The organism is uncultured Dietzia sp., assembly GCF_937873725.1.
In the GTDB taxonomy this organism is placed as follows: domain Bacteria; phylum Actinomycetota; class Actinomycetes; order Mycobacteriales; family Mycobacteriaceae; genus Dietzia.
This window is the reverse complement of the sequence record NZ_CALMYY010000066.1, coordinates 16,387-37,735: the sequence shown is the minus strand read 5'-3', so window position 1 is coordinate 37,735 and position 21,349 is coordinate 16,387. Positions and strand designations below refer to the sequence as shown.

Genomic DNA, 21,349 nt, shown 5'->3' with positions numbered 1-21,349 from the left:
CACGATCCACGTCGGGTGGGCTGGCGGTGGTGGACGACGAGCCGGGAGGCGAAATGGCGCGGGTCGCGGTGATGGGTGCGGGGTCATGGGGGACCGCGGTCGGCAAGGTCCTCGCGGACGCGGGGTCCGAGGTGATCATGTGGGCCCGGAGGGACGAGGTGGCCCGCGGGATCAACGAGGGGCACTGCAACGACAAGTACCTGCCGGGCATCGTCCTGCCCGCGACCGTGACGGCCTCGACCGACCCGGCGGAGGTGCTCGCGGGCTCCCACGAGGTCGTCCTGGCGGTCCCCTCCCAGAGCCTGCGCGGCAACCTGGAGACCTGGGTCGACCTGTTCGAGCCGGACGCCGGGGTGATCTCCCTGGCGAAGGGCATCGAGACCGGGACCCTCAAGCGCATCAGCGAGGTCGTCGCCGAGGTCGCCGGATTCCCGGAGGGCAAGATCGCGGCCCTGTCGGGCCCGAACCTCGCCCGGGAGGTCGCGGAGGGACAGCCCGCGGCGACGGTCATCGCCTGCACGGACGTCGAGCGCGCCGAACGACTCCAGGACGCCTTCTCCACCCCGTACTTCCGCCCGTACACCAACACGGACGTCGTGGGGTGTGAGATCGGCGGCGCCACCAAGAACGTCATCGCCCTGGTGTGCGGGATCGCCACCGGGATGGGGTTGGGGGACAACACGATGGCCACCCTCGTCACCCGGGGGCTGGCGGAGTCGACGAGGCTGGGCGTGGCCCTGGGGGCCAGCCAGATGACGTTCGCGGGGCTGGCCGGGCTCGGCGACCTCGTGGCGACGTGCACCTCGCCGTTGTCCCGGAACCGGACCTTCGGGGAGCGGCTCGGCAGGGGCGAGAGCCTCGAGCAGGCCCAGGAGGCGACCAACGGCCAGGTGGCGGAGGGGGTCAAGTCCTGCACGTCGATCCGTGAGCTGTCCCGACAGGCGGGGGTCGAGATGCCGCTCACCGAGGCCGTCCACGAGATCTGTCACGAGGGGGGTGACGCCGTGGAGGTGGCGGTGCGCCTCATGAGGCGGAGCACCAAGCCCGAGTAGCCTCGTCCCGGTGAATCGCATCACCGTTGCCGTCCTGTACGGCGGTCGCAGCACCGAGCACTCGGTGAGCTGCGTGTCCGCCGGCGCCGTCATGTCCCATCTGGACCCCGCCGTCTACGAGGTCATCCCCGTCGGGATCACCGGGTCGGGGATGTGGACCCTGGGCCCGGACGACGTGTCGGGCCTGCGGATCATCGACCGCGCGATGCCGGTCGTCGATCCGCGGCGACCGCGGGTCGCGCTCGGCCTGTCCTCCGACGATCGCGGCGTCCTGCGGTACGCGGACGGCGACCGGGCGGGCGACGAGGTGGCCCGGGTGGACGTGGTCTTCCCCGTCATGCACGGCACCCACGCGGAGGACGGGACCATCCAGGGGCTGCTCGAGCTGTCCGGGATCCCGTACGTGGGTCCGGGGGTGTTCGCCAGCGCGGCCGGGATGGACAAGGAGTTCACCAAGGTCGTCCTGGGCGCGGCCGGTCTGCCGATCGGTCGGCAGGTCGTCCTGCGACCCGGCACCGCCACGCTGTCGGACGCCGACCGCGACCGGTTGGGACTTCCGCTGTTCGTCAAACCCGCCCGTGGTGGCTCGTCCATCGGCATCACCAAGGTCTCCCGCGCGGAGGATCTGGACTCCGCGATCGCGGAGGCCCGCCGCTTCGATCCCAAGGTGATCGTCGAGGCCGCGATCGTCGGCCGCGAGGTCGAGTGCGGGGTCCTCCAGTACCCGGACGGGCGGGTGGAGGCGAGCCTGCCGGCCGAGCTCCACATCCCGGGCGAGCCCACCGGCGAGCCCGGCCGGACGGAGGGCGACGCCTTCTACGACTTCGACACCAAGTACCTCGACGACGTGTGCACCTTCGACCTGCCCGCCGAGCTCCCCGAGGGGGAGACCGAGCGGCTCCGGGCGCTGGCCGTGGAGGCGTTCCACGCCCTGGACGCCCGCGGGCTGAGCCGGGTGGACTTCTTCGTCACCGACCGCGGTCCGGTGATCAACGAGGTCAACACCATGCCGGGCTTCACGCCGATCTCCATGTACCCGCAGATGTGGGCGGCGACCGGGGTGGATTACCCGACCCTGCTCGACACGCTCGTGCGGAGCGCGCTCGCCGGGCTCTGACCACCCCGGAGGGTCATCCGATCGGCGCGGGTCGCGGTTCGACCAGGTCGAGGGTGGCGGTGAGCGCGTCGGACAGGTCCTGAATCGGGCCGGTGCCGCTGCCGTCCGGGAGGGTGACCGCCACGTACTCCGGGCGGTCGACCGCCACCCACGTCGACGCGGTCACGGCGGGGTCGGGGTCGGGTTCGTTGAACCACTGCACCCCGTTGACCTCCTGCAGGGTCGTGCCGACGGTGAAGCCGGGCGGGGCGTCGAGCCCGCAGCGGACCACGACGGGCGCGGAATCCGGCATCCGATAGGCGGCCGCACCCGGCGGGGCGGGCTCGGTCAACGCGACCCTCCTCGCCTCCCCGAGGGAATCCGGCAGTCCCCCGACCAGGGCGGCGCACTCCGCGGACCCGGCCCCGGGCGACGGCAGGGTCACCGCGGTGACGGGTTCGCTCGCGGCGGCGTCGGCGGCGTCCTCGCGGACATCCCGGACCAGGACCAGCACGACCACCAGCAGCACCAGGGGGATGACCACCGCGGCCACGACCACGGAGGTGGAGACGGGGAGCGGCGAGCGGTCCCCGGTGTCGGTGTCGGTGGTGCCCACGTCGGGTCGTCCTCTCCTCGGGTCGGTCGCCCGGGACGGCGGCCGCTAGCCTGACGGCAACGCTACAGACCCGCGTCGCCCCGCCCGGCGCCTGACCACCGAGGACATCGATGACCCGTGCGAAGGATCGGTCCGCCACCGTCTCGGAGGTGGGGGAGGCCGAGGTCCTCGAGGTGCTGCGCGGCCCGGCGGAGCAGCACACCGACGACCCCGTGGGCAACGGCGACGACGCGGCCGTCCTAGGTCCGTCCGCCGCCACGGTGGTGACGACCGACATGGTGGTCGAGGGAACCCACTTCCGGCTAGACCTCACCACGTGGGGGGACATCGGTCGCCGGGCCGTGGCCCAGAACGTCTCGGACGTCCTGGCGATGGGCGCCGACTGCTCCCGGGTGCTCGTGGCGGTCGCCGTGCCGGGGGAGACGAGCATGGAGCAGATCGCCCGCTTGTCGGAGGGGATCCACGGCGAGGCGGCCCGATCCGGTGCCGTGGTGGTGGGAGGCGACTTCACCAGAGCCGACCTCGTCGTCGTGGGGGTGACGGCGATCGGCACCCTCCCGGACGGCGCGCGCCCCCTCCGCATCGACGGCGCCGCGCCGGGCGACAGGGTGGCGCTCACCGGCGAGCCCGGCCGGTCCGAGGCGGGCCTCGCGCTGATCCTGTCGGGCCGCCCCGACGGGGTGCTGCAACAGACCTACCGGGTCCCGGTGACCCCGATCGGGTCCGGCAGGGCGGCCCGCCTGGCCGGGGCCTCCGCCCTCACCGACGTCAGCGACGGACTGCTGCGCGACCTCGCGGGCGTCGCGCGGGCGTCGGGGGTCGCGGCCGACCTCGTCCGCCGCGACCTGCCCGTGGATCCGCTCCTCGCCGAGGCGGCCGCGGTCCTGGGCGCCCCGGACCCCGGGGCCCGGGTCCTGGAGTGGGTCCTCGACGGGGGGGAGGACCACGGGCTGCTCGGCACGTTCCCGCCGTCCGCGACCATCCCGCCGGGGTTCACCGTGATCGGGAGGATCCGGGCCGGGGAGCCCGGCGAGGTGACGCTCGACGGGAGGCCGCGGGTCCCCGGCGGGTGGGATTCCGCGCGCGGCGCGAGCGCGATGCGCTGAGAGACCGGATGGGACGGGCAACTAGGGTGACCCCATGGCTGTCTACGCACTCGGAGACCTCGAACCCGACATCGCGCCCGACGCGTGGGTGCACCCCGACGCCGTGGTGATCGGCAGGGTGCGACTCGGCGCGGGCGTCTCGGTCTGGCCCACCGCGGTCCTGCGCGGCGATTACGGGCGGATCGAGGTCGGTGCGATGTCCAACATCCAGGACGGCACGATCATCCACTGCACCGAGTCGGAGCCGACGGTCCTCGGCGAGCACTGCATCGTCGGGCACAACGCCCACATCGAGGGCGCGACCATCGGGGACGGGGCGTTGATCTCCTCCGGGTCGGTCGTGCTCAACGGCGCGGTGATCGGCGCCGGGGCGATCGTCGCCGCGGGATGCCTCGTCCCGCCACGGTTCGAGCTGCCCGCCCGGCGGATGGCCCTGGGTGCGCCCGCGCGGATCCGGGAGGGCTACGAGGTGGACCCGGCGATGCTCGCCGGCAACACGCGGATGTACCACGACAACGCGATGCGCTACCGGTCCGAGCTCCGCCGGCTCGACTGAACCCGTGGACGCGCACCAGCCGGACCCATGGTCGTCCGGCGAGGTACTCGATCCCGGGTGGGCGCGCGCGCTGGCGCCGGTCGAGGGCCGGATCCGTCGGATGGGCGACTTCCTGCGCGAGGAGGACGCCGCGGGCCGCGGATACCTGCCCGCGGCGGACAGGGTGCTCAGGGCGTTCACCCAACCGTTCGACGACGTCCGGGTGTTGATCGTGGGGCAGGACCCCTACCCGACCCCGGGGCACGCCGTCGGGCTGAGCTTCTCGGTCGACCGGGACGTCCGCCCGCTGCCGCGCAGCCTGGTCAACATCCACCGCGAGTTCACCGACGACCTCGGACTTCCCACGCCACCGCACGGCGACCTCACCGCCTGGACGCGCGCCGGAGTGCTCCTGCTCAACCGGGTGCTCACGGTGACCCCCGGCGAGTCAGGCTCCCACCGGGGCAAGGGGTGGGAGGCCGTCACGCTGCGCGCGATCGAGGCCCTGGTGGAGCGGGACGGGCCGTTGGTGGCGATCCTCTGGGGCCGCGACGCACAGTCGCTCGCGCCCGCGCTCGGGCGGACCCCCGTCATCGCCTCCGCGCACCCGTCGCCGCTCTCGGCGTCGCGGGGGTTCTTCGGTTCCCGGCCGTTCAGCCGGGCGGACCACGAGCTCGCGCGGCTCGGGGCCGCGCCGGTGGACTGGCGCCTCCCCGACTGACGCGGACCGGCCCCTCCCGGTCAGACGCTCCCGAACCGCGGGGTGCGCTTGGCGACGAACGCGTCCACGCCCTCGATCCCGTCCGGGGACACCGCGAGCGCGGCGATGGAGTCGCGCTCGGCGTCGAGCTGCTCCGCCAGCGTCGCGCCCTCGGACCGCCGCAGCAGGTCCTTTGTCGCGGCGTGGGAGGCCCGCGGGCCCGCCGCCAGCCGGACCGCGAGGTCACGCGCCGCGGTGGAGACGTCACCCTCGACGAACGTGGTGATCATGCCCATCCGGTACGCCCGCTCGCCGTCGACGGGCTCGTTGCCCAGGATGAACGCGCGGGCCGCGGACTGGCCGATCGCCCGGGGCAGGCGCCACGACATACCGCCGTCGGGCGACAACCCGATCCCGGGGTACGCGGCCAGGAGCCGGGTGTCCGGGCCGCCGACGGAGAAGTCCGCCGCCAGGGCCAGGGAGAGCCCGGCTCCCGCGGCCCAGCCGGCGACAGCCGCCACCACCGGCACGGGCACCTCGTCGAGCTGACGGATGACCGCGTGGAGCCGGTCGGCCAGCTCCCGGACGTGCTCCGACCGATCCTCGGCGGCGGCGAAGCCCGGGACGTTCCCGCCCGCGCAGAAGTTCTTGCCCAGGCCCACCAGCAGGACCGCGCCGGCGTCCACCTCGCCCGCGAGGAGTGCGTCCAGGGCGGCGCCGGCCCGGTCGACGGCGTCGGAGTCGAGCGAGTTCCCCTTGCCCTCCAGGGAGACGGGGAGCGTGAGCACCCCGTCCTCCACGGCGGCGAGGGGGGTGGTGGTCGGGTCAGAGGTCATCGGGGCTCCTGGTGATCGCAAGCCGTCTCGGCCTGTTCGACGCGTGTCGACAGGTGAGGGTACTAGGCTTGGCCGCGCCGACCCGCGAAGTCGGATCGTAGGGGTGAATGCGCGGCGAGGAGGGGCGATGACGCAGGAGTCGACGCGCGTCGAGGAGCGGCCGACAGCCCTCGACGCCCACGGTGTGCTGGGCTGGGCGCGACGCTGTGTGGAGCAACTCGCGACCCACCGCGAGGAGATCAACGCCCTCAACGTCTTCCCCGTGCCGGACTCCGACACGGGCACCAACCTGCTCTACACGATGCGCGCCGCGGTCGAGCGTGCCGAGGGCGAGGAGGCGTGGATCTCCGAGGGCGGCGGGAGCGCCGGGGCCCGGGAGATCGCCGTGGCGCTCGGTCACGGGGCCGTCCACGGTGCCCGGGGGAACTCGGGCGTGATCCTGTCCCAGGTCCTCCGGGCGGTCGGGGAGGCGGCGACCTTCACGGTCGTGGACGCCTCCACGTACCGGCGCGCACTGAGGACCGCGGTCACCCTGGTCGACCACGCGCTCAGCGATCCGGTCGAGGGCACCATCGTGACGGTCCTGCGCGAGGCCGCGGCCGGGGCGGGCAGGTCGTCCGCCACCAGCCTCGTCGAGGTGGCCCGTGCGGCCGCGGACGCCGGGGCGGTGGCGCTCGACCGCACGACCTCCCAGCTTCCCGCGCTGACGCGCGCCGGGGTGGTCGACGCCGGCGGGCGGGGCCTGCTGGTGTTGCTGGACACGATGGTCGAGGTCCTCGTGGGCGAGGCGCCCGAGCGGCCCGACTACTTCATTCCCGACGACCCCTTCACCGACGCCCCCTCGCGGTGCGACGGCTCCGACGGGGGCGCGACGGACGCCTCCGCGGGCACCCGGTACGAGGTCATGTACTCGCTGACCCACTCGGACGACGTGCGCGCGGACGAGCTCAGATCCGCGCTCCGGACGCTCGGTGACAGCGTGGTGGTGGTGGGCGACGGGGGCACGGGGGACAACGCGCGCTGGGCCGTGCACGTCCACACGGACGACATCGGGACGGCGATCGAGGTGGCGCTCCCGCTCGGCCGGATCACCGAGATCCGCGTGACCGACATGCTCGACCCGGTGGGCGAGCAGTCGGCGGGGGGCCACGGGCATCGGGAACGGGACGATCCCGCCGACGATCCCGGCCATCCCCCCCGGGCCCTCGAGCGGACGGTCGTGGCGATCGTCGCCGACGGGCCCCTGGCGGACCTGTTCACCGAGGCCGGAGCCGTGACGGTGGATCCCGGCGAGCACGCCGGCGGGGTGATCGACGCCGTCCTGGCGGTGCCCGCGGACGAGATGCTGGTGCTGCCCAACGGTGAGCTCTCCCGAGCCCAGATCGGCGCGCTGGACGCGGCGCTGCGCGACGGCGACGGGCACGCCCTGATCCTCCCGACGGGATCGGTGGTGCAGGGGCTGTCGGCGCTCGCCGTCCACGACCCCTCGACCACGCTGTCGCTGGACGGATTCGGGATGGCGGATGCCGCCTCCGCCACCAGGCACGCCCACCTCGTCAGGGCGGAGCAGGACGCCCTGACCCTGGTCGGTCGCTGCTCCGCGGGGGACCTGCTCGGAGTGGTCGGTCACGACGTCGCGCTCATCCAGACGGACCCGGTCGAGGCCGTCTGCGCCCTCGCGGACCGGTTGCTCTCCTCCGGCGGGGAACTCCTCACCCTCCTGCTCGGCGACGAGTACGACGAGGCGGCCAGGGAGGCGGCGTTGTCCCGGCTCCGGAGCGCCCACCCGAACGTGGAGGTCGTCGGGTACGCGGCCGGGACGGGCCGGGTTCTCGCACACGTCGGGGTCGAATGACGCCGCTCGCCACCACGGACACCCCGTTGGCCGAGGTCCTCGACGCGGACCTGGCCGAGCGGATCACCGCGGCGTTCGGCCACCGGACCGTCGGGGACCTGCTCCACACCCTGCCCCGCCGCTACCGCCAGCACGGACAGCGCTACGACAAGCGAGAGCTCGTCGACGGCGAGCGGGTGACGATCATCGGGAAGGTCACCGCCGCCGCGACCCGCACCTACAGCACCAAGCAGGGGCAGCCGCGGGAGATGCTCACGCTCACCGTGACGGACGAGGACACCGCCTTCCGGGTGGTCTACTTCGCCGCGCGGAAGATCAAGTTCCTGCTGCCGGTCGGGACCGTCGCGATGTTCGACGGCACCGTGTCGCGTTTCCGCCACTCGCTCGACCTCAAGCATCCCGAGTTCCTGGTCCTGAGATCGGTCTCCGGACCCGGCGGCCAGCTCCGGGGCTCGGGAGACCTCGCCGCGCTCGCCCGGCTGTCGGCCCAGATCGACGCCGAGGGGGGACCGAGCCTGTTCGACCGCCCGCTCCTGCCCATCTACGCGGCCAAGGAGGGAGTGACCTCCTGGGACCTGCTCGGCGCCGTGGTCACCGCGATCCGCGCCCTCGTCCCGGTGGTGGACCCCCTCGACGACACGGTCCGGGGGGCGGCGGGCCTCATGGATCTCGACGAGGCCCTGCGCAAGGCGCACCTGCCCGAGACCACCCTGGACGCGGACAGGGCAGGCTACCGGCTCCGGTTCGACGAGGCCATCGCGCTGCAGCTGCTCCTGGGGGCCCGGCGGCGGTTCGCCGCCCGCGACCCGGCGCCGGCGAGTCCCGTGCGCGGGGACGGCGTGCGCGCGGCGATGGACGCGCGGTTGCCGTTCGAGCTCACCGGGGGGCAGAAGTCGGTCCTGGCCGAAATCTCGGCGGACCTGGCGCGCGACGAGCCGATGAACCGCCTGCTGCAGGGCGAGGTCGGTTCGGGCAAGACGATCGTCGCGCTGTTGGCGATGCTCCAGGTGGTCGACGCCGGGCGCCAGTGCGTGATGCTGGCCCCCACCGAGGTGCTGGCCGGCCAGCACCACCGGTCGCTGTCGGCGATGCTCGGGGATCTGGGGGAGCGGGGCAGGTTCGGCGCGGCGGACCAGGCCACCCGCGTGGTCCTGCTCACCGGCTCGATGTCCACCGCGCAGCGACGGGCGGCGCTGCTGGACATCGTCACCGGGGAGGCGGGGATCGTCGTGGGGACCCACGCGCTCATCCAGGACTCGGTGGACTTCTTCGACCTGGGGCTGGTCGTGGTCGACGAGCAGCACCGCTTCGGTGTCCGCCAACGGGACCGGTTGCGGGCCAAGGGCCGCGACGGGACGGTCCCGCACCTGTTGGTCATGACGGCGACCCCGATCCCGCGGACCATCGCGATGACCGTGTTCGGCGACCTGGAGGTCTCCGAGCTCGGCGAGCTGCCCGGCGGGCGCAGACCCATCGCGACCTCCGTCGTGCCGGCCCGCGACAAGCCCAGGTGGGTCGAGCGGGCCTGGGAGCGGGTGCGCGAAGAGGTCGAGGCGGGGCACCGCGCGTACGTCGTGTGCGCCCGCATCGACGGAGAGACCGCCGACGCCCCGGACGGCTCCCCGAAGGTCGAGGACGACGACGACAAGGGCGACGACAGGCCGCCGTTGGTCGCCGCCGTGGAGCTGCACGATCACCTGTCCACCGGACCTCTCGCCGGACTGCGGATCGGTCTCATGCACGGCCGGCTCCCGCCGGAGGAGAAGGACGCGACCATGGCCGCGTTCGCCTCGGGCGCACTCGACGTCCTGGTGTCGACGACGGTGATCGAGGTCGGGGTGGACGTCCCGGAGGCCACCGTGATGGTGGTGATGGACGCGGAGCGGTTCGGGGTGAGTCAGCTGCACCAGCTGCGCGGCCGGGTGGGCCGGGGCGGACTCCCCGGGCTCTGCCTGCTCGTCACCAACTCCCGGGCGGGGGGACGGGCGATGGAACGGCTCGGGGCGGTCGCCGCCACGACGGACGGCTTCCTGCTGGCCCAGCTGGATCTGGTCCAGCGGCGCGAGGGCGACGTCCTGGGCGACGCCCAGTCCGGCGCGTTGTCGGCGCTGCGGTTGCTGTCGATCGTCGACGACGGGGAGGTCATCGAGATCGCCCGGCGTCACGCCGAGGAGATCCTCGACGCCGATCCCGGTCTCGATTCCCACCCGGCGTTGGCCGAACGGGTTCGCCGCCTGTCCGGCTCGGAGGAGTCGGACTACCTGTTCAAGTACTGACCTCCCGACCCCTCGACGCTGGAGAGCACCATGACGCGAATCATCTCGGGACGCCTGCGTGGGCGGCAGCTCGCCGTCCCGCCCGCGGGGACGCGGCCCACGACCGACCGGGTCCGCGAGGCCCTCTTCAGTGCGATCGTCAGCCGGGTGGACCTGGAGGGGGCCGCGGTGCTGGACCTCTTCGCCGGGTCGGGGGCCCTCGGGCTCGAGGCGGTCTCGCGGGGTGCGGACGTGGCCTGGTTCGTCGAGGAGAACCCGCGTGCCGCCGCGGTCCTCAAGGGCAACACGACGGGCGTGTCGTCGTCCCTCCCCTCGGTCGAGGCGATCATCAGGCGGGCGGCGCTGCCGACCGCCGTCGCCGGTCCCTGCCCCGTGGCGGGGGGTTTCCACCTCGTCCTGGCGGATCCGCCGTACGAGGCCTCCGGCGATCTCGACGGGCCGGTGCTGGAGGCGCTTCTCGAGGGCGGGTGGCTCTCCCGCGACGCGCTCGTGGTGTGGGAGAGGTCCAGGCGGTCCCCGGCGGTGCGGTGGCCCGACGGCTACGAGGTGGTGTTCGACCGGACCTACGGGGAGACCGCCGTCGAGATGGCCCGGCCGGTTGATACGGTCGCCCCATGACCACAGTCGTGTGCCCAGGCTCGTTCGATCCGGTGACCCTCGGGCATCTGGACATCATCCGGCGCTCGGCCGACCTGTTCGACGACGTGATCGTGTGCGTGGTGGCCAACCCCAACAAGCAGGGCACGTTCTCCATCGACGAGCGCAAGGCCCTCATCGGGGAAGTGTGCGCCGACATCCCCGGCGTGCGGGTGGACAGCTTCTACGGCCTGCTCGTGGACTACTGCCGCGACCGGGGGGCCACGGCGGTGGTCAAGGGCCTGCGGGACTCCACCGACTACGACTACGAGTTGCCGATGGCCCACATGAACCGGTCGATCGCCGGGATCGACACGGTGTTCCTGCCCACCCGGTCCGACCTGTCGTTCGTCTCCTCGTCGCTGTGCCGTGAGGTCACGCGGTTGGGCGGCGACGTCTCACACCTGTTGCCGGACACCGTCGCGCGCGCGCTGAAGGACCGTCTGGCCTGAGTCCCGCGGGGGCCGCCGCGACCCCGACCTGCGGACACACCGCCGCCGCACCGGCGGCCGGGACCGGGTTGCGGGCACACTGGTCTGGCAAGAGTGACGAACCGGTGAAGGGACGAGCGTGTACAGAGTGTTCCAGGCCCTCGACGAGCCGAACGCGATGATCGAGGACGCCCGCAGTCTGCCGATGACGGCCAACTGCATGGTGCCCAGGCACGAGTCCCTGCTGTTGCTCGACGACATCCGGGACTCGTTCCCCGGTGAGCTGGACGACGCCCAGGACGTCCTGGACCAGCGGGACAGGGTGCTCGCGGAGGCGGACGCGACCGCCCGGGACACCGTGGCCGCCGCCGACGCGGAGGCGGATCACACGCTGCGCGAGGCGCGGGCGGACGCCGACGCGATGCTGGCGGACGCGAAGGCGCGCGCCGACCGGATGGTCGCCGAGGCGACCGCTCATGCGGACGGCCTCGTGGGAGACGCACGGGCGGACGCCGCGGAGGTGCTCGACAGGTCCCGCCGCGAGGCCGAGTCCACCACGATCCGGGCCCGGGCCGAGTCCGACCGCCTGGTCGAGCAGGCCAACGTCATCTACGACCGCACGATCACCGAGGCGCGCCAGGAGCAGCAGCGGATGCTCTCGGAGTCCGAGGTGGTCCGGATCGCCGACGAGGAGGCGGGCCGGGTCCGCGACGCCGCGCACGCCGAGAGCGACCGCCGGCGGGAGGAGTGCGACGCCTACATCGACGACAAGATGGCGCGATTCGAGGAGTTCCTCGGTGCGACCATGCGGACGGTGGCCCGCGGCCGGGAGGAACTCCACGGGGTCGCCCCGGCCGCGCGGCGTGACGCACCCGGTCGGCGCGGAACCCGCGAGGACGAGCACTACGGCGACGGCTTCGGGAACTACTGACCCCGACGGGTAGTCTGCTGGGCGTGTCCACCACCTCACGCCCGCTCCGCCAAGGCCGCCCGGCCGCCGATTCCCTCGTCCTCGACACCCGCAGCATCGCCCGAACCCCCGGTGCCATGACGCAGGTGCGGCGCGCCGCCGTACTGCCGTCGGACATCGGTGTCGAGATGATCCGGATCCCCGAGGGCTCGGAGGTCGAGCTCGACCTCGACCTGACCTTCGTCGACGAGGGGGTCCTCGTGACCGGGTCGGTGACCGGGTCCGCCACCGTCGAGTGCGCCCGGTGCCTGGGCGGGTTCACCACCGAGGTGGGGGTCACGCTCACGGAGATGTACGCCGGCCACGGCACCGACACCGCGCACGCGGCCGAGGAGGACGAGGTTCGCCTCCTCGACGGCGACCTGCTGGACCTGGAGCCCGCGCTCGTCGACGCGTTCGGCCTCGAGTTCCCGATGTCGCCCACCTGTACCGACTACGGGCGCACCGAGTGCGTGAACGCCGACACACCCGCCCCCGACGGGGTCTCCGGCAGCACGGAGGGGCGCATCGACCCGCGCTGGGCCGGCCTGGCGGAGAAGTTCGGCACCACGGAGATCGGCGAGGGAGCCGAGTGACGGACCCGTCCTCCGCCCTCGGCGAGGTGCTCGGCGTGGAGCTTCCCGCGGAGCTGGCCCTCCAGGCGCTCACCCACCGGTCCTACGCCTACGAACACGGGGGGCTCCCGGACAACGAGAGGCTGGAGTTCCTCGGGGACGCCGTCCTCGAACTGGTCGTGACCGAGTACCTCTACCTCGCGTACCCGGACCGGCCGGAGGGCGACCTCGCCAAGATCCGGGCGAGCCTGGTCAACACCTACGTCCTCGCCGACATCGCCCGGGAACTGGGCCCCGACGGGCTGGGCGCCCACCTCAGGCTCGGACGGGGGGAGGAGCTCACGGCGGGGCGGGACAAGCAGTCGATCCTCGCCGACACCCTCGAGGCGGTGTTCGGCGCCGTCTACCTCACCCACGGGTTGGAGGTGGCGCGCACGGTCGTCGAGGGGATCATCGGCGATCGTCTGCGGGTGATCCCGACCCTCGGCGCGGCCCTGGACTGGAAGACCAGCCTGCAGGAGAAATGCTCGGCCCTCGGCCGGCCCAGGGTGCGGTACGAGATCGCGTCCTCGGGGCCGGATCACGCCAAGACGTTCACCGCGGTCGCCCACGTCGGCGACGAGCCGCTGGGTGACGGCGTCGGTCGGACCAAGAAGGAGGCCGAACAGAACGCCGCCGAGCAGGCGTGGGCCGCCCTGGACCGGGCCGCTCGCTGACATGCCCGAGCTGCCCGAGGTCGAGGTGGTGCGCCGCGGCCTCGAGACCCACGTGGTGGGCCGGAGGATCGACCGGGTCGAGGTGTCAGGGGCACGGACGGCCCGCCGCCAACCCGGCGGCCCGGCGGAGATCGTCGCGCGGCTGGGCGGGCGCACCGTGAGCGGCGCCCGGCGGCGCGGCAAGTACCTGTGGCTGACCCTGGACGGCGATCACACCGTCGGCGCGGACTGCCTCCTCGTGCACCTGGGGATGAGCGGCCAGATGCTGGTGACCGACGCCGGCGCGCCGCCGGTGCGCCACCTGCACGCGAGGGCCGGGCTCGACGACGGCTGCGAGCTGCGCTTCGTGGACCAGCGGACGTTCGGCGGGTGGACCGTCGTGCCCCTGGCGGAGGCCCTCGACGGCACCGGGGTGCTCCTGCCCGCGCCGGCCGCCCACATCGGGGCGGACCCGTTCGAGCCCGGGTTCGACCCCCTCGCCACCGCCCGGACCATCCGGCGCCGCGACACCGAGGTCAAGAGGCTCCTGCTGGACCAGACGGTCGTCTCGGGGATCGGCAACATCTACGCCGACGAGGCCCTGTGGCGGTCGGCGATCCACGGCCGGCGTCGCTCCGGCACGGTGACGCTCCGCGCCGTCACCGGGCTGCTCGACCACGCCCGTGCGGTGATGGCGGACGCCCTGGACGCCGGGGGGACCTCGTTCGACGCGCTGTACGTCAACGTCAACGGGGCGTCCGGGTATTTCGACCGCTCGCTCGACGTCTACGGACGTGCGGGGCGACCCTGCGCGCGGTGCGGGTCGCCGGTCGTGCGGGAGGACTTCATGAACCGCGGGTCCCACTTCTGCCCGGTCTGTCAGCCGGCGCCCCGCCGGGCCCGGGCCGCGCGCCGGGCGGTCGTACGATGACCGGCATGACAGAGCCGATCCGGAACCCCCCGTCGAACCCGACCCCGACCCGGCAGGCGCCCCCGGCCGCCACGGAGCTGCGCGTGGACCGGACGGGCACCCGTCGCTACCAGGGCCTGTCGAGCCGGGGCGCCCGGGTGGAGATCGGCTCGGCCGACGTCGAGGGCGTGTTCACCCCGGGTGAGCTGCTCAAGATCGCGCTCGCCGCGTGCACGGCGATGGCCTCGGACTTCACCGTCTCCCGCAGGCTCGGCGACGACTACTCCGCCACCGTCCACGTGGCCGGGGCCGCGGACCGCGAGGCCGAGCGGTATCCGCGGCTGGAGGAGACCTACCAGCTCGACCTCTCCGGGCTCGACCCCGCCATGCGGGATCGCCTGCTCGACATGATCCGCCGCTCCGTGGACAAGGCGTGCACGGTCGGCCGGACACTGACGGCGGGCACCGAGGTCGATCTTGCGTTCGACACCGGGTCGACGGGGACCACGGCGTGAGCGGTCCGGGCCCGGGTCCCGTCCGGGTGGTGGCCTGGGTGCACGGCCGGGTCCAGGGCGTCGGCTTCCGCTGGTGGACCCGGAGCCGCGCGCTCGAACTGGGACTGACCGGGCACGCCACCAACAAGCCCGACGGACGCGTCCACGTGGTGGCCGAGGGGCCGGAGGACGGGTGCAGGGCCCTGGTGGGCCTCCTCCGCGGCGGGGACACCCCGGGACGGGTGGATCTGGTCGTGGACTCCTGGGAGCCCGCCCGGGGCGGCCTCGACGGATTCGGGGAGCGCTGACCTAGGATCGACACCCGTGTACCTCAAGTCGCTGACGCTCAAGGGCTTCAAGTCCTTCGCGGCGCCCACGACCCTGAGGTTCGAACCCGGGATCTGTTGCGTGGTCGGACCGAACGGCTCGGGCAAGTCCAACGTCGTGGACGCTCTGACCTGGGTCATGGGCGAGCACAGCGCCAAGACGCTGCGCGGCGGCAAGATGCAGGACGTCATCTTTGCCGGCACCACCGGCAAGGCGCCGCTCGGCCGCGCGGAGGTCACGCTCACCCTGGACAACTCCGACGGCGCGCTGCCGATCGACTACGCCGAGGTGTCGCTGACACGGCGGATGTTCCGCGACGGTGCGACCGAATACGAGATCAACGGCGACCGCGCCCGCCTGATGGACGTGCAGGAACTCCTCTCGGACTCCGGTATCGGCCGGGAGATGCACGTGATCGTGGGCCAGGGCAAGCTCGCGGAGATCCTCGAGTCCAAGCCCGAGGAGCGCCGGGCCTTCATCGAGGAGGCCGCGGGCATCCTCAAGCACCGCCGTCGTAAGGAGAAGGCGCAGCGCAAGCTCGCCGGGATGCAGGGCAACCTCGACCGGCTGAGCGACCTCACCGGGGAGCTGCGCCGTCAGCTCAAGCCGCTGGGACGGCAGGCCGAGGTGGCGCGGCGCGCGCAGACGATCCAGGCCGACCTGCGGGATGCGACCTTCCGGCTGGCCGCCGACGACCTGGTGACCCGGCGCGGCGAACTCGCCGACGCCGAGAGCGTGCGCTCGAGGCTGGCCGGGGAGGTGGCCGCGGCCGTCGATCGCCGCGACGAGCTGGCCCGGGCCGTGGCCGACACCCAGGCCGGGCTCGACCGGCTGACGCCCGAGGCGGACGCGGCCCAGCAGCGGTGGTTCGCGCTGTCGACCCTGGCCGAGCGGGCCCGCGCGACCGCGCGGATCGCGGCGGATCGGGCGCGGACCCTCGCCTCGGAGACGGCCGTCCACCACGGCACCGACCCCGACGAGCTGGACCGCCAGGCCGAGCGGGCCGCGGCGCACGAACAGGAGCTCGCCGCCGAGGTCGAGAGCGCCGCGGACGCGGCCCGCCGGGCCACCGAGGCACTGAGAAGAGCGGAGGAGACGCTCGCCGGGCTCGAGGCGGAGCACCTCAAGGCCGTGCGCGCGATCGCCGACCGCCGCGAGGGGGTCGCCCGGCTGGCGGGCAAGGTGGAGACCCTCGCGGCCCGCGTGGAGTCGACCCAGGCCGAGATCGCCCGCCTGGACGCGGAGGCGGAGAACGCCCGCGGAGCGGTGGCGGACGCGGAGGCCGAGTTCGACGCCGTCCACGCCCGGGTCGGGGCGCACGCGGAGGGCGAGCAGAGCCTCGACGAGCACCTGGGCCGTGCGGAGCGGGCGCACCTCGCCGCGCGCGCCCGACTGGCGGAGCTCCAGGGCATCGAGCGCGAGGCGGATCACCGGATCGCCAGCCTCGCCGCCCGGATCGAGACGCTCGAGCAGAACAAGGGCGCCGGCGACGGTGTCGACTGGGTGGTCCGCCACGTCGGTCCGGATTCCGTGGCGGGGACCGTCGGTGAGCTCGTCGGCGTCGAGCGCGGCTGGGAGCGCGCGGTGGGCGTGGCCCTCGGGCCGGCCGTGGACGCCGTGGTCGTCGACGCGGGTGTGGACCGACGCTCCGTCCTGGAGGCCCTGCGGGACGCCGATGCCGGACGTGCCGGTCTGGTGGGGAGCGGGCTCGCCGGCGGGGGCTACCGCCTCGACGTGGACCTGCTCACGGGGGCGCGCTGGGCGCTGGACGTGGTCAGGGTTCCCGGCGACCTCGTCGCGGCGGTCACCGCCCTGCTGGTGGACGTCGTGGTGGTGGACGACCTCGCCGCCGCCCACGCCCAGGTCGAGGCCGACCGGCGTGTCCGCGCCGTGACCCGGGGCGGCGAGCTCGCGGGTGCGGGCTGGACCGTCGGTGGGTCGGCCGCCGGGCGGACGGGCCTGGAGATCCAGTCCGCGATCGACGCCGCGGTCGCCGAGCGGCAGGCCGTGCGCGCGGAGATCGAGACCACCCGGGCCGAGCTGGCCGGGGCTGAGGCCGAGGACGTCGCGCGGGCGGACCGCTTCTCCGAGTCCCTGGCGGCGATCTCGGAGTCGGACGCGGCGATCGAGGAGATCTACGCCGAGCTCGCGCGCATCGGCAAGCGGCGCCGTCGCGCGGAGGCGGAGGTGCGGCGCATCGAGCAGTCGCGGCGGATCGCCGTCGACAAGCTCGACGTCTCCCGGGCCGAGCACGCCGAGCTCACCGACCGGCTCGCCCGCGCGGGTGACGACGACGAGGCGACGCTGCCCGCGGACGACGGTCGGGTCGCCGCGCAGGCGGCGGTGGTCGCGGCCCGGGCCGCCGAGCTCGAGGCCAGGCTCGCGCACCGGTCGGCGGAGGAACGCGCGGGCGGGGTCCGCGGCAGGTCGGCGTCGCTGCGCCGGGCCGCGCAGGCGGAGGGGGAGTCGAGGGCCCGGGCCGCCCGGGCGGCCGCGGCCCGCCGTCGCGGCGCGGAGCCCCCCGGCGTGGTGCACGCGCTGAGCGTGCGGCTGCTGCCCCGCCTCGACGAGGTGATCGGCCCGGCGGGGGCCGAGCGAGAGCGGTTGTCCGCCGCCCGGTCGGAGGCCACCACCCGACTGGCCTCCCTGCGCGGCGGGCTGTCGGCGGCGGACGCGGAGGTCACCCGGTTGACAGACGCCGCCCACCGCGACGAGATCGTCCGCGCGCAGCTCGAGGTCAAGGTGTCCGAGCTGGAGGCCGCGGTGGTGGAGCGGCACGGGATCGAGCCCGAGGTGCTCGTGGCCGAGTACGGGCCGGAGGTCGAGCTGCCGCCGTCGGCGTTGGAGATGCAGGAGTACGAGGCGGCGCGCGACCGGGGCGAGGACGTCACCCCGCCCCCGCCCATGCCGTTCGTGCGCGCGGAGCAGGAGCGGCGACTCGCGCTGGCCCGGAAGGACCTGGCCACCCTGGGCAAGGTCAACCCCCTCGCGTTGGAGGAGTTCTCCGCGCTCGAGGAGCGGTACGCGTTCCTGTCCACCCAGCTCGACGACGTGAGGAGGGCCCGCGCCGACCTCGAGGGCGTGATCGACGACGTGGACGAGCGGATCGAGCAGATCTTCACCGAGGCGTGGGTCGACGTCGAACGCGAGTTCCGCGGCGTCTTCTCCACCCTGTTCCCCGGCGGCGAGGGCCGGCTGATCCTCACCGATCCCCACGACATGCTCGCCACCGGGATCGAGGTGGAGGCCCGCCCGCCCGGCAAGAGGGTCAAGCGCCTGTCGCTGCTGTCCGGTGGGGAGAAGTCCTTGACCGCGGTGGCGATGCTGGTGGCGATCTTCAAGGCCCGGCCCAGCCCGTTCTACGTCATGGACGAGGTCGAGGCCGCGCTGGACGACACCAACCTCCGGCGGCTCATCGGGCTGTTCGAGCAGCTCCGGGAGACGAGCCAGCTCATCGTGATCACCCACCAGAAGCCGACGATGGACGTCTCCGACGTCCTGTACGGGGTCTCCATGCAAGGCGACGGCATCTCGAAGGTCATCTCGCAGCGGATGCGCTGACCCCCCGCCGCCGACCCCGGGTCAGGTGCGCCTGAACACCGAGCGCAGTCGCTCCCGGTTGACCGCGCCGATCGCGCGGAGCGGGATGCCGGCCGGGCACACCCGCGAGCACTCGCCGTAGAGCGAGCAGGGGCCGAACTCCTGATCGGCCTCGCGGATCATCTCCTTGGCGCGGGGACCACGGTCGAGACTGGAGACCGGCATGAGGGCCAGGTGGCGCAGTTTGGCGCCCACGAAGAGGTTCGCCGAGCCGTTGGGGCACGCGGCCACGCACGCGCCGCAGCCGATGCAGGCGGCGAAGTCCAGGGCGGCCTCGGCGGTGGCGTGGTCCTGCAGCATCGCGTCGGCGTCCGGTGCGGTGCCCGCGGGAATCCACACGTGGGCCCCGGCCTCGGCGATCCCGTCCAGCGCGGACCGGTCCACCACCAGGTCGCGGATGACGGGGAACACCGCAGCGCGGAGGGGCTCGATCCGGAGCGTGTCGCCGTCCGAGTAGGACCCCAACCGCTGGTGGCACGACGGGGTGTTCTCGGCGGGGCCGTGCGGACGGCCGTCGACCGTCACCCCGCACGCCCCGCAGATGCCCTCGCGGCAGTCGGAGTCGAAGGCCACCGGCTCCACGCCCTCGTCGACCAGCCGACCGTTGAGGGTGTCGAGCAGCTCGAGCACGCTCATCTCGGGCTCGGCGTCGGCGACCTCGTAGACCTCGTAGCGCCCGCCGTCCTCGGGCCCGGCCTGGCGCCAGACGCGCAGTGTCAGCCTCATCGGTAGTCCCTCGTGGTGAGCTCGACCGCGGAGAAGTCGAGCGGTTCGGCATGTCGGATGAACGTGCGTGGGCCGCCGCGGTCGTCGCCGTCGGAGCCCCACGCGGAGGCGAAGCTCCAGGTGTCGTCCCGGCGCAGCGCCTCTCCCTCGGCGGTCTGGTGCTCGTCCCGGAAATGGGCGCCGCAGGACTCGTCGCGGTCGAGGGCGTCGACGCACATGAGCTCCGCCAGTTCCAGGTAGTCGGCCACGCGCCCCGCCAGCTCGAGAACCTGGTTGAGGTGTTCCCCGGTCCCGGTCACGCGGAGGTCGGTCCAGAAGCGGGTCCTCAGGGCGCGGATTCGGCCGATCGCCTCGGTCAGCCCCTCCGCGGTGCGCGTGACGCCGCACCCGGTGTAGAGGATCTCCCCGAGTTCCCGGTGGAAGTGCTCCGGTCCGGTCGATCCGCCCACCGACACCAGGGCCCGTACGCGGTCCCGGGCGCGGCGCACGGCGGAGACCACCACCTCGTCGTCGTCGCCGGGTAGCTCGTCCCCGAGTCGCGTGGCCAGGTGCGCCGGCACCGAGTACGGCAGCGTGAACCACCCGTCGACGCTCGCGCTGAGCAGGGAGTTCGCGCCCAGCCGGTTGGCGCCGTGATACGCCCACCCGCACTCGCCGCCCACGAACAGGCCCGGGATCGAACTCTGGAGGTCGTAGTCGCTCCACAGCCCGCCCATCGTGAAGTGGCAGGTGGGGGCGATCCGCATCGGCACCGTGTACGGGTCCTCGCCGGTGGCGTGGGAGTACATGTCGAACAGGTTGCCGTAGCGCTCGGCGATCTTCTTCCGGCCGTCCCGGGCGAGGGCGTCGCGGAAGTCCAGGTACACCGAGTTGCGGCGCGGACCCACCCCCCGGCCCGCCCGGATCTCGGCGGTGATGGCCCGGGACGCCACGTCCCGGGGGACCAGGTTGCCGAACGCCGGGTAGCGGCGCTCGAGGAAGAAGTCGCGTTCGGCGTCCGGGATGTCGACGGGCGGCCGATCGTCGCCCTCGCGCAGCGGCACCCACACGCGGCCGTCGTTGCGCAGCGACTCGCTCATGAGGATCGTCTTGGCCTGCCAGTGGTTGTCCTTGGGCAGGGCGGTGGGATGGAACTGGACGAACGAGGGCGAGGCGAACAGGGCGCCCCGCTGGTGGGCGCGCCACACCGCCGACGCGTTGGAGTTCATCGCGAGGGTGGAGTCGTGGAACACCGTGCCGTACCCGCCCGTGGCCAGCACCACGGCGTGCGCTGTCTCGGCGCGGATGTGGCCGGAGACGAGGTCCCTGACCACCACCCCGTGGCACCCGGAGTCGTCGACGACCAGGTCGAGCATCTCGTGGCGGGTGTGCAGACGCACGGTGCCCGCCCGGATCTGTCGCTGCAGGGCCTGGGAGCCGGCGATCTGGAGCTGTTGCCCGGTCTGACCCCGGGAGTAGTAGGTGCGGGAGACCTGGACGCCGCCGAACGACCGGGTGGCCAGGACGCCGCCGTACTCGCGCGCGAAGGGGGTGCCGATGGCGGAGAAGTGGTCGATCACCCGGACGGACTCCTCGCCCAGGCGGAACGCCTCGGCCTCGCGCCCGCGGAAGTCCCCGCCCTTGACGGTGTCGGAGACGAAGCGGGCCAGGGAGTCCCCGTCGACCCGGCGGGCGCGCGCCGCGTTGATCCCCCCCTGCGCCCCCCCGGAGTGGGCGCGACGGGGGGCGCCCTGGGAGGTGAACGCCCGGACCCGGGACCCGAGCTCGCCGAGCGCGGCGGCCGCGCCCGCACCGGCCAGACCGGTCCCCACCACCACCACACGGAATCGCCGCCGGTTGCCGGGTGAGACGAGGGGGTAGGCGTCGCGCCGGCGGGCCCACGCCGTGGCGGGGTCGCCGTCGGGCGTCCCGGGGGAGAGCACGTCCCCGGCGCG

At 73.6% G+C, this 21,349-nt stretch carries 20 protein-coding genes; 16 read left to right on the top strand and 4 right to left on the bottom strand.

All coding sequences use genetic code 11. The annotated features are described in order from the left end of the window. The first annotated feature begins 53 nt into the window (after window positions 1–53). Window positions 54–1,052, top strand: a complete 999-nt coding sequence (locus tag Q0444_RS06155; RefSeq protein ID WP_291080264.1) for an NAD(P)H-dependent glycerol-3-phosphate dehydrogenase — start codon at window positions 54–56, stop codon at window positions 1,050–1,052. A 10-nt stretch (window positions 1,053–1,062) separates the two neighbouring features. Further along, window positions 1,063–2,169 (top strand): D-alanine--D-alanine ligase family protein, encoded by a 1,107-nt coding sequence (locus Q0444_RS06150; RefSeq protein ID WP_291080232.1) that lies wholly within the window; start codon window positions 1,063–1,065, stop codon window positions 2,167–2,169. A 13-nt stretch (window positions 2,170–2,182) separates the two neighbouring features. On the opposite strand, the gene Q0444_RS06145 is transcribed toward Q0444_RS06150, so the two are convergent. Then, a complete protein-coding gene (locus Q0444_RS06145) occupies window positions 2,183–2,764 on the bottom strand; it encodes a DUF3515 domain-containing protein (RefSeq protein WP_291080234.1) in 582 nt (193 codons plus the stop codon). A 110-nt stretch (window positions 2,765–2,874) separates the two neighbouring features. Between Q0444_RS06145 and thiL the strand changes: the two genes are divergently transcribed. From thiL to Q0444_RS06130, 3 genes are read left to right on the top strand one after another with little or no spacing between them, the layout of a single operon-like run. Beyond that, window positions 2,875–3,870: a thiamine-phosphate kinase gene (thiL, locus tag Q0444_RS06140; protein ID WP_291080236.1), complete on the top strand. Its 996-nt coding sequence runs from the start codon at window positions 2,875–2,877 to the stop codon at window positions 3,868–3,870. 34 nt (window positions 3,871–3,904) lie between these two features. Then, the gene (locus Q0444_RS06135) at window positions 3,905–4,426 is read left to right on the top strand and encodes a gamma carbonic anhydrase family protein (RefSeq protein ID WP_291080238.1); all 522 of its coding nucleotides are present in this window, start codon (window positions 3,905–3,907) and stop codon (window positions 4,424–4,426) included. Between the two features lie 4 nt (window positions 4,427–4,430). Further along, window positions 4,431–5,126, top strand: a complete 696-nt coding sequence (locus tag Q0444_RS06130; RefSeq protein ID WP_291080240.1) for a uracil-DNA glycosylase — start codon at window positions 4,431–4,433, stop codon at window positions 5,124–5,126. 20 nt (window positions 5,127–5,146) lie between these two features. On the opposite strand, the gene Q0444_RS06125 is transcribed toward Q0444_RS06130, so the two are convergent. After that, window positions 5,147–5,941: an enoyl-CoA hydratase/isomerase family protein gene (locus Q0444_RS06125; RefSeq protein ID WP_291080242.1), complete on the bottom strand. Its 795-nt coding sequence runs from the start codon at window positions 5,939–5,941 to the stop codon at window positions 5,147–5,149. A 127-nt stretch (window positions 5,942–6,068) separates the two neighbouring features. On the opposite strand from Q0444_RS06125, the gene Q0444_RS06120 reads away from it, so the two are divergent. The 11 genes from Q0444_RS06120 (at window position 6,069) to smc (ending at window position 18,650) form a co-directional block, all read left to right on the top strand. Continuing rightward, window positions 6,069–7,796 carry a DAK2 domain-containing protein gene (locus Q0444_RS06120; protein WP_299022153.1) on the top strand — a complete coding sequence of 576 codons (1,728 nt, stop codon included), beginning with the start codon at window positions 6,069–6,071 and terminating at the stop codon, window positions 7,794–7,796. Further along, the gene (gene recG / locus Q0444_RS06115; protein ID WP_291080246.1) at window positions 7,793–10,072 is read left to right on the top strand and encodes an ATP-dependent DNA helicase RecG; all 2,280 of its coding nucleotides are present in this window, start codon (window positions 7,793–7,795) and stop codon (window positions 10,070–10,072) included. Before Q0444_RS06120 ends, recG begins: the two co-directional genes overlap by 4 nt. Before the next feature lie 30 nt (window positions 10,073–10,102). After that, a complete protein-coding gene (gene rsmD / locus Q0444_RS06110; protein WP_291080248.1) occupies window positions 10,103–10,690 on the top strand; it encodes a 16S rRNA (guanine(966)-N(2))-methyltransferase RsmD in 588 nt (195 codons plus the stop codon). Beyond that, window positions 10,687–11,160: a pantetheine-phosphate adenylyltransferase gene (coaD, locus tag Q0444_RS06105; RefSeq protein ID WP_291080250.1), complete on the top strand. Its 474-nt coding sequence runs from the start codon at window positions 10,687–10,689 to the stop codon at window positions 11,158–11,160. Before rsmD ends, coaD begins: the two co-directional genes overlap by 4 nt. Before the next feature lie 118 nt (window positions 11,161–11,278). Next, the gene (locus tag Q0444_RS06100; protein ID WP_299022150.1) at window positions 11,279–12,070 is read left to right on the top strand and encodes a DivIVA domain-containing protein; all 792 of its coding nucleotides are present in this window, start codon (window positions 11,279–11,281) and stop codon (window positions 12,068–12,070) included. A gap of 23 nt (window positions 12,071–12,093) precedes the next feature. Next, window positions 12,094–12,684 (top strand): DUF177 domain-containing protein, encoded by a 591-nt coding sequence (locus Q0444_RS06095; protein ID WP_291080254.1) that lies wholly within the window; start codon window positions 12,094–12,096, stop codon window positions 12,682–12,684. After that, window positions 12,681–13,379, top strand: a complete 699-nt coding sequence (gene rnc, locus Q0444_RS06090) for a ribonuclease III (RefSeq protein ID WP_291080256.1) — start codon at window positions 12,681–12,683, stop codon at window positions 13,377–13,379. The genes Q0444_RS06095 and rnc overlap by 4 nt, the downstream gene beginning before the upstream one ends. Before the next feature lies 1 nt (window position 13,380). Then, complete coding sequence (mutM, locus tag Q0444_RS06085; RefSeq protein ID WP_299022142.1) at window positions 13,381–14,289, top strand: bifunctional DNA-formamidopyrimidine glycosylase/DNA-(apurinic or apyrimidinic site) lyase; 909 nt, start codon at window positions 13,381–13,383, stop codon at window positions 14,287–14,289. Between the two features lie 5 nt (window positions 14,290–14,294). After that, complete coding sequence (locus Q0444_RS06080; protein ID WP_299022139.1) at window positions 14,295–14,783, top strand: OsmC family protein; 489 nt, start codon at window positions 14,295–14,297, stop codon at window positions 14,781–14,783. Then, on the top strand, window positions 14,780–15,070 hold the full coding sequence (locus Q0444_RS06075; protein ID WP_291080271.1) for an acylphosphatase: 291 nt from the start codon (window positions 14,780–14,782) through the stop codon (window positions 15,068–15,070). Before Q0444_RS06080 ends, Q0444_RS06075 begins: the two co-directional genes overlap by 4 nt. A gap of 16 nt (window positions 15,071–15,086) precedes the next feature. Next, on the top strand, window positions 15,087–18,650 hold the full coding sequence (gene smc / locus Q0444_RS06070; RefSeq protein WP_299022137.1) for a chromosome segregation protein SMC: 3,564 nt from the start codon (window positions 15,087–15,089) through the stop codon (window positions 18,648–18,650). A gap of 21 nt (window positions 18,651–18,671) precedes the next feature. Here smc and Q0444_RS06065 read toward each other — a convergent pair whose 3' ends face one another. Beyond that, entirely contained in the window at window positions 18,672–19,415 is a 744-nt protein-coding gene (locus tag Q0444_RS06065; protein WP_291080267.1) for a succinate dehydrogenase/fumarate reductase iron-sulfur subunit, read from the bottom strand. Further along, entirely contained in the window at window positions 19,412–21,337 is a 1,926-nt protein-coding gene (locus Q0444_RS06060) for a fumarate reductase/succinate dehydrogenase flavoprotein subunit (protein WP_299022242.1), read from the bottom strand. The genes Q0444_RS06065 and Q0444_RS06060 overlap by 4 nt, the downstream gene beginning before the upstream one ends. Window positions 21,338–21,349: the final 12 nt, after the last annotated feature.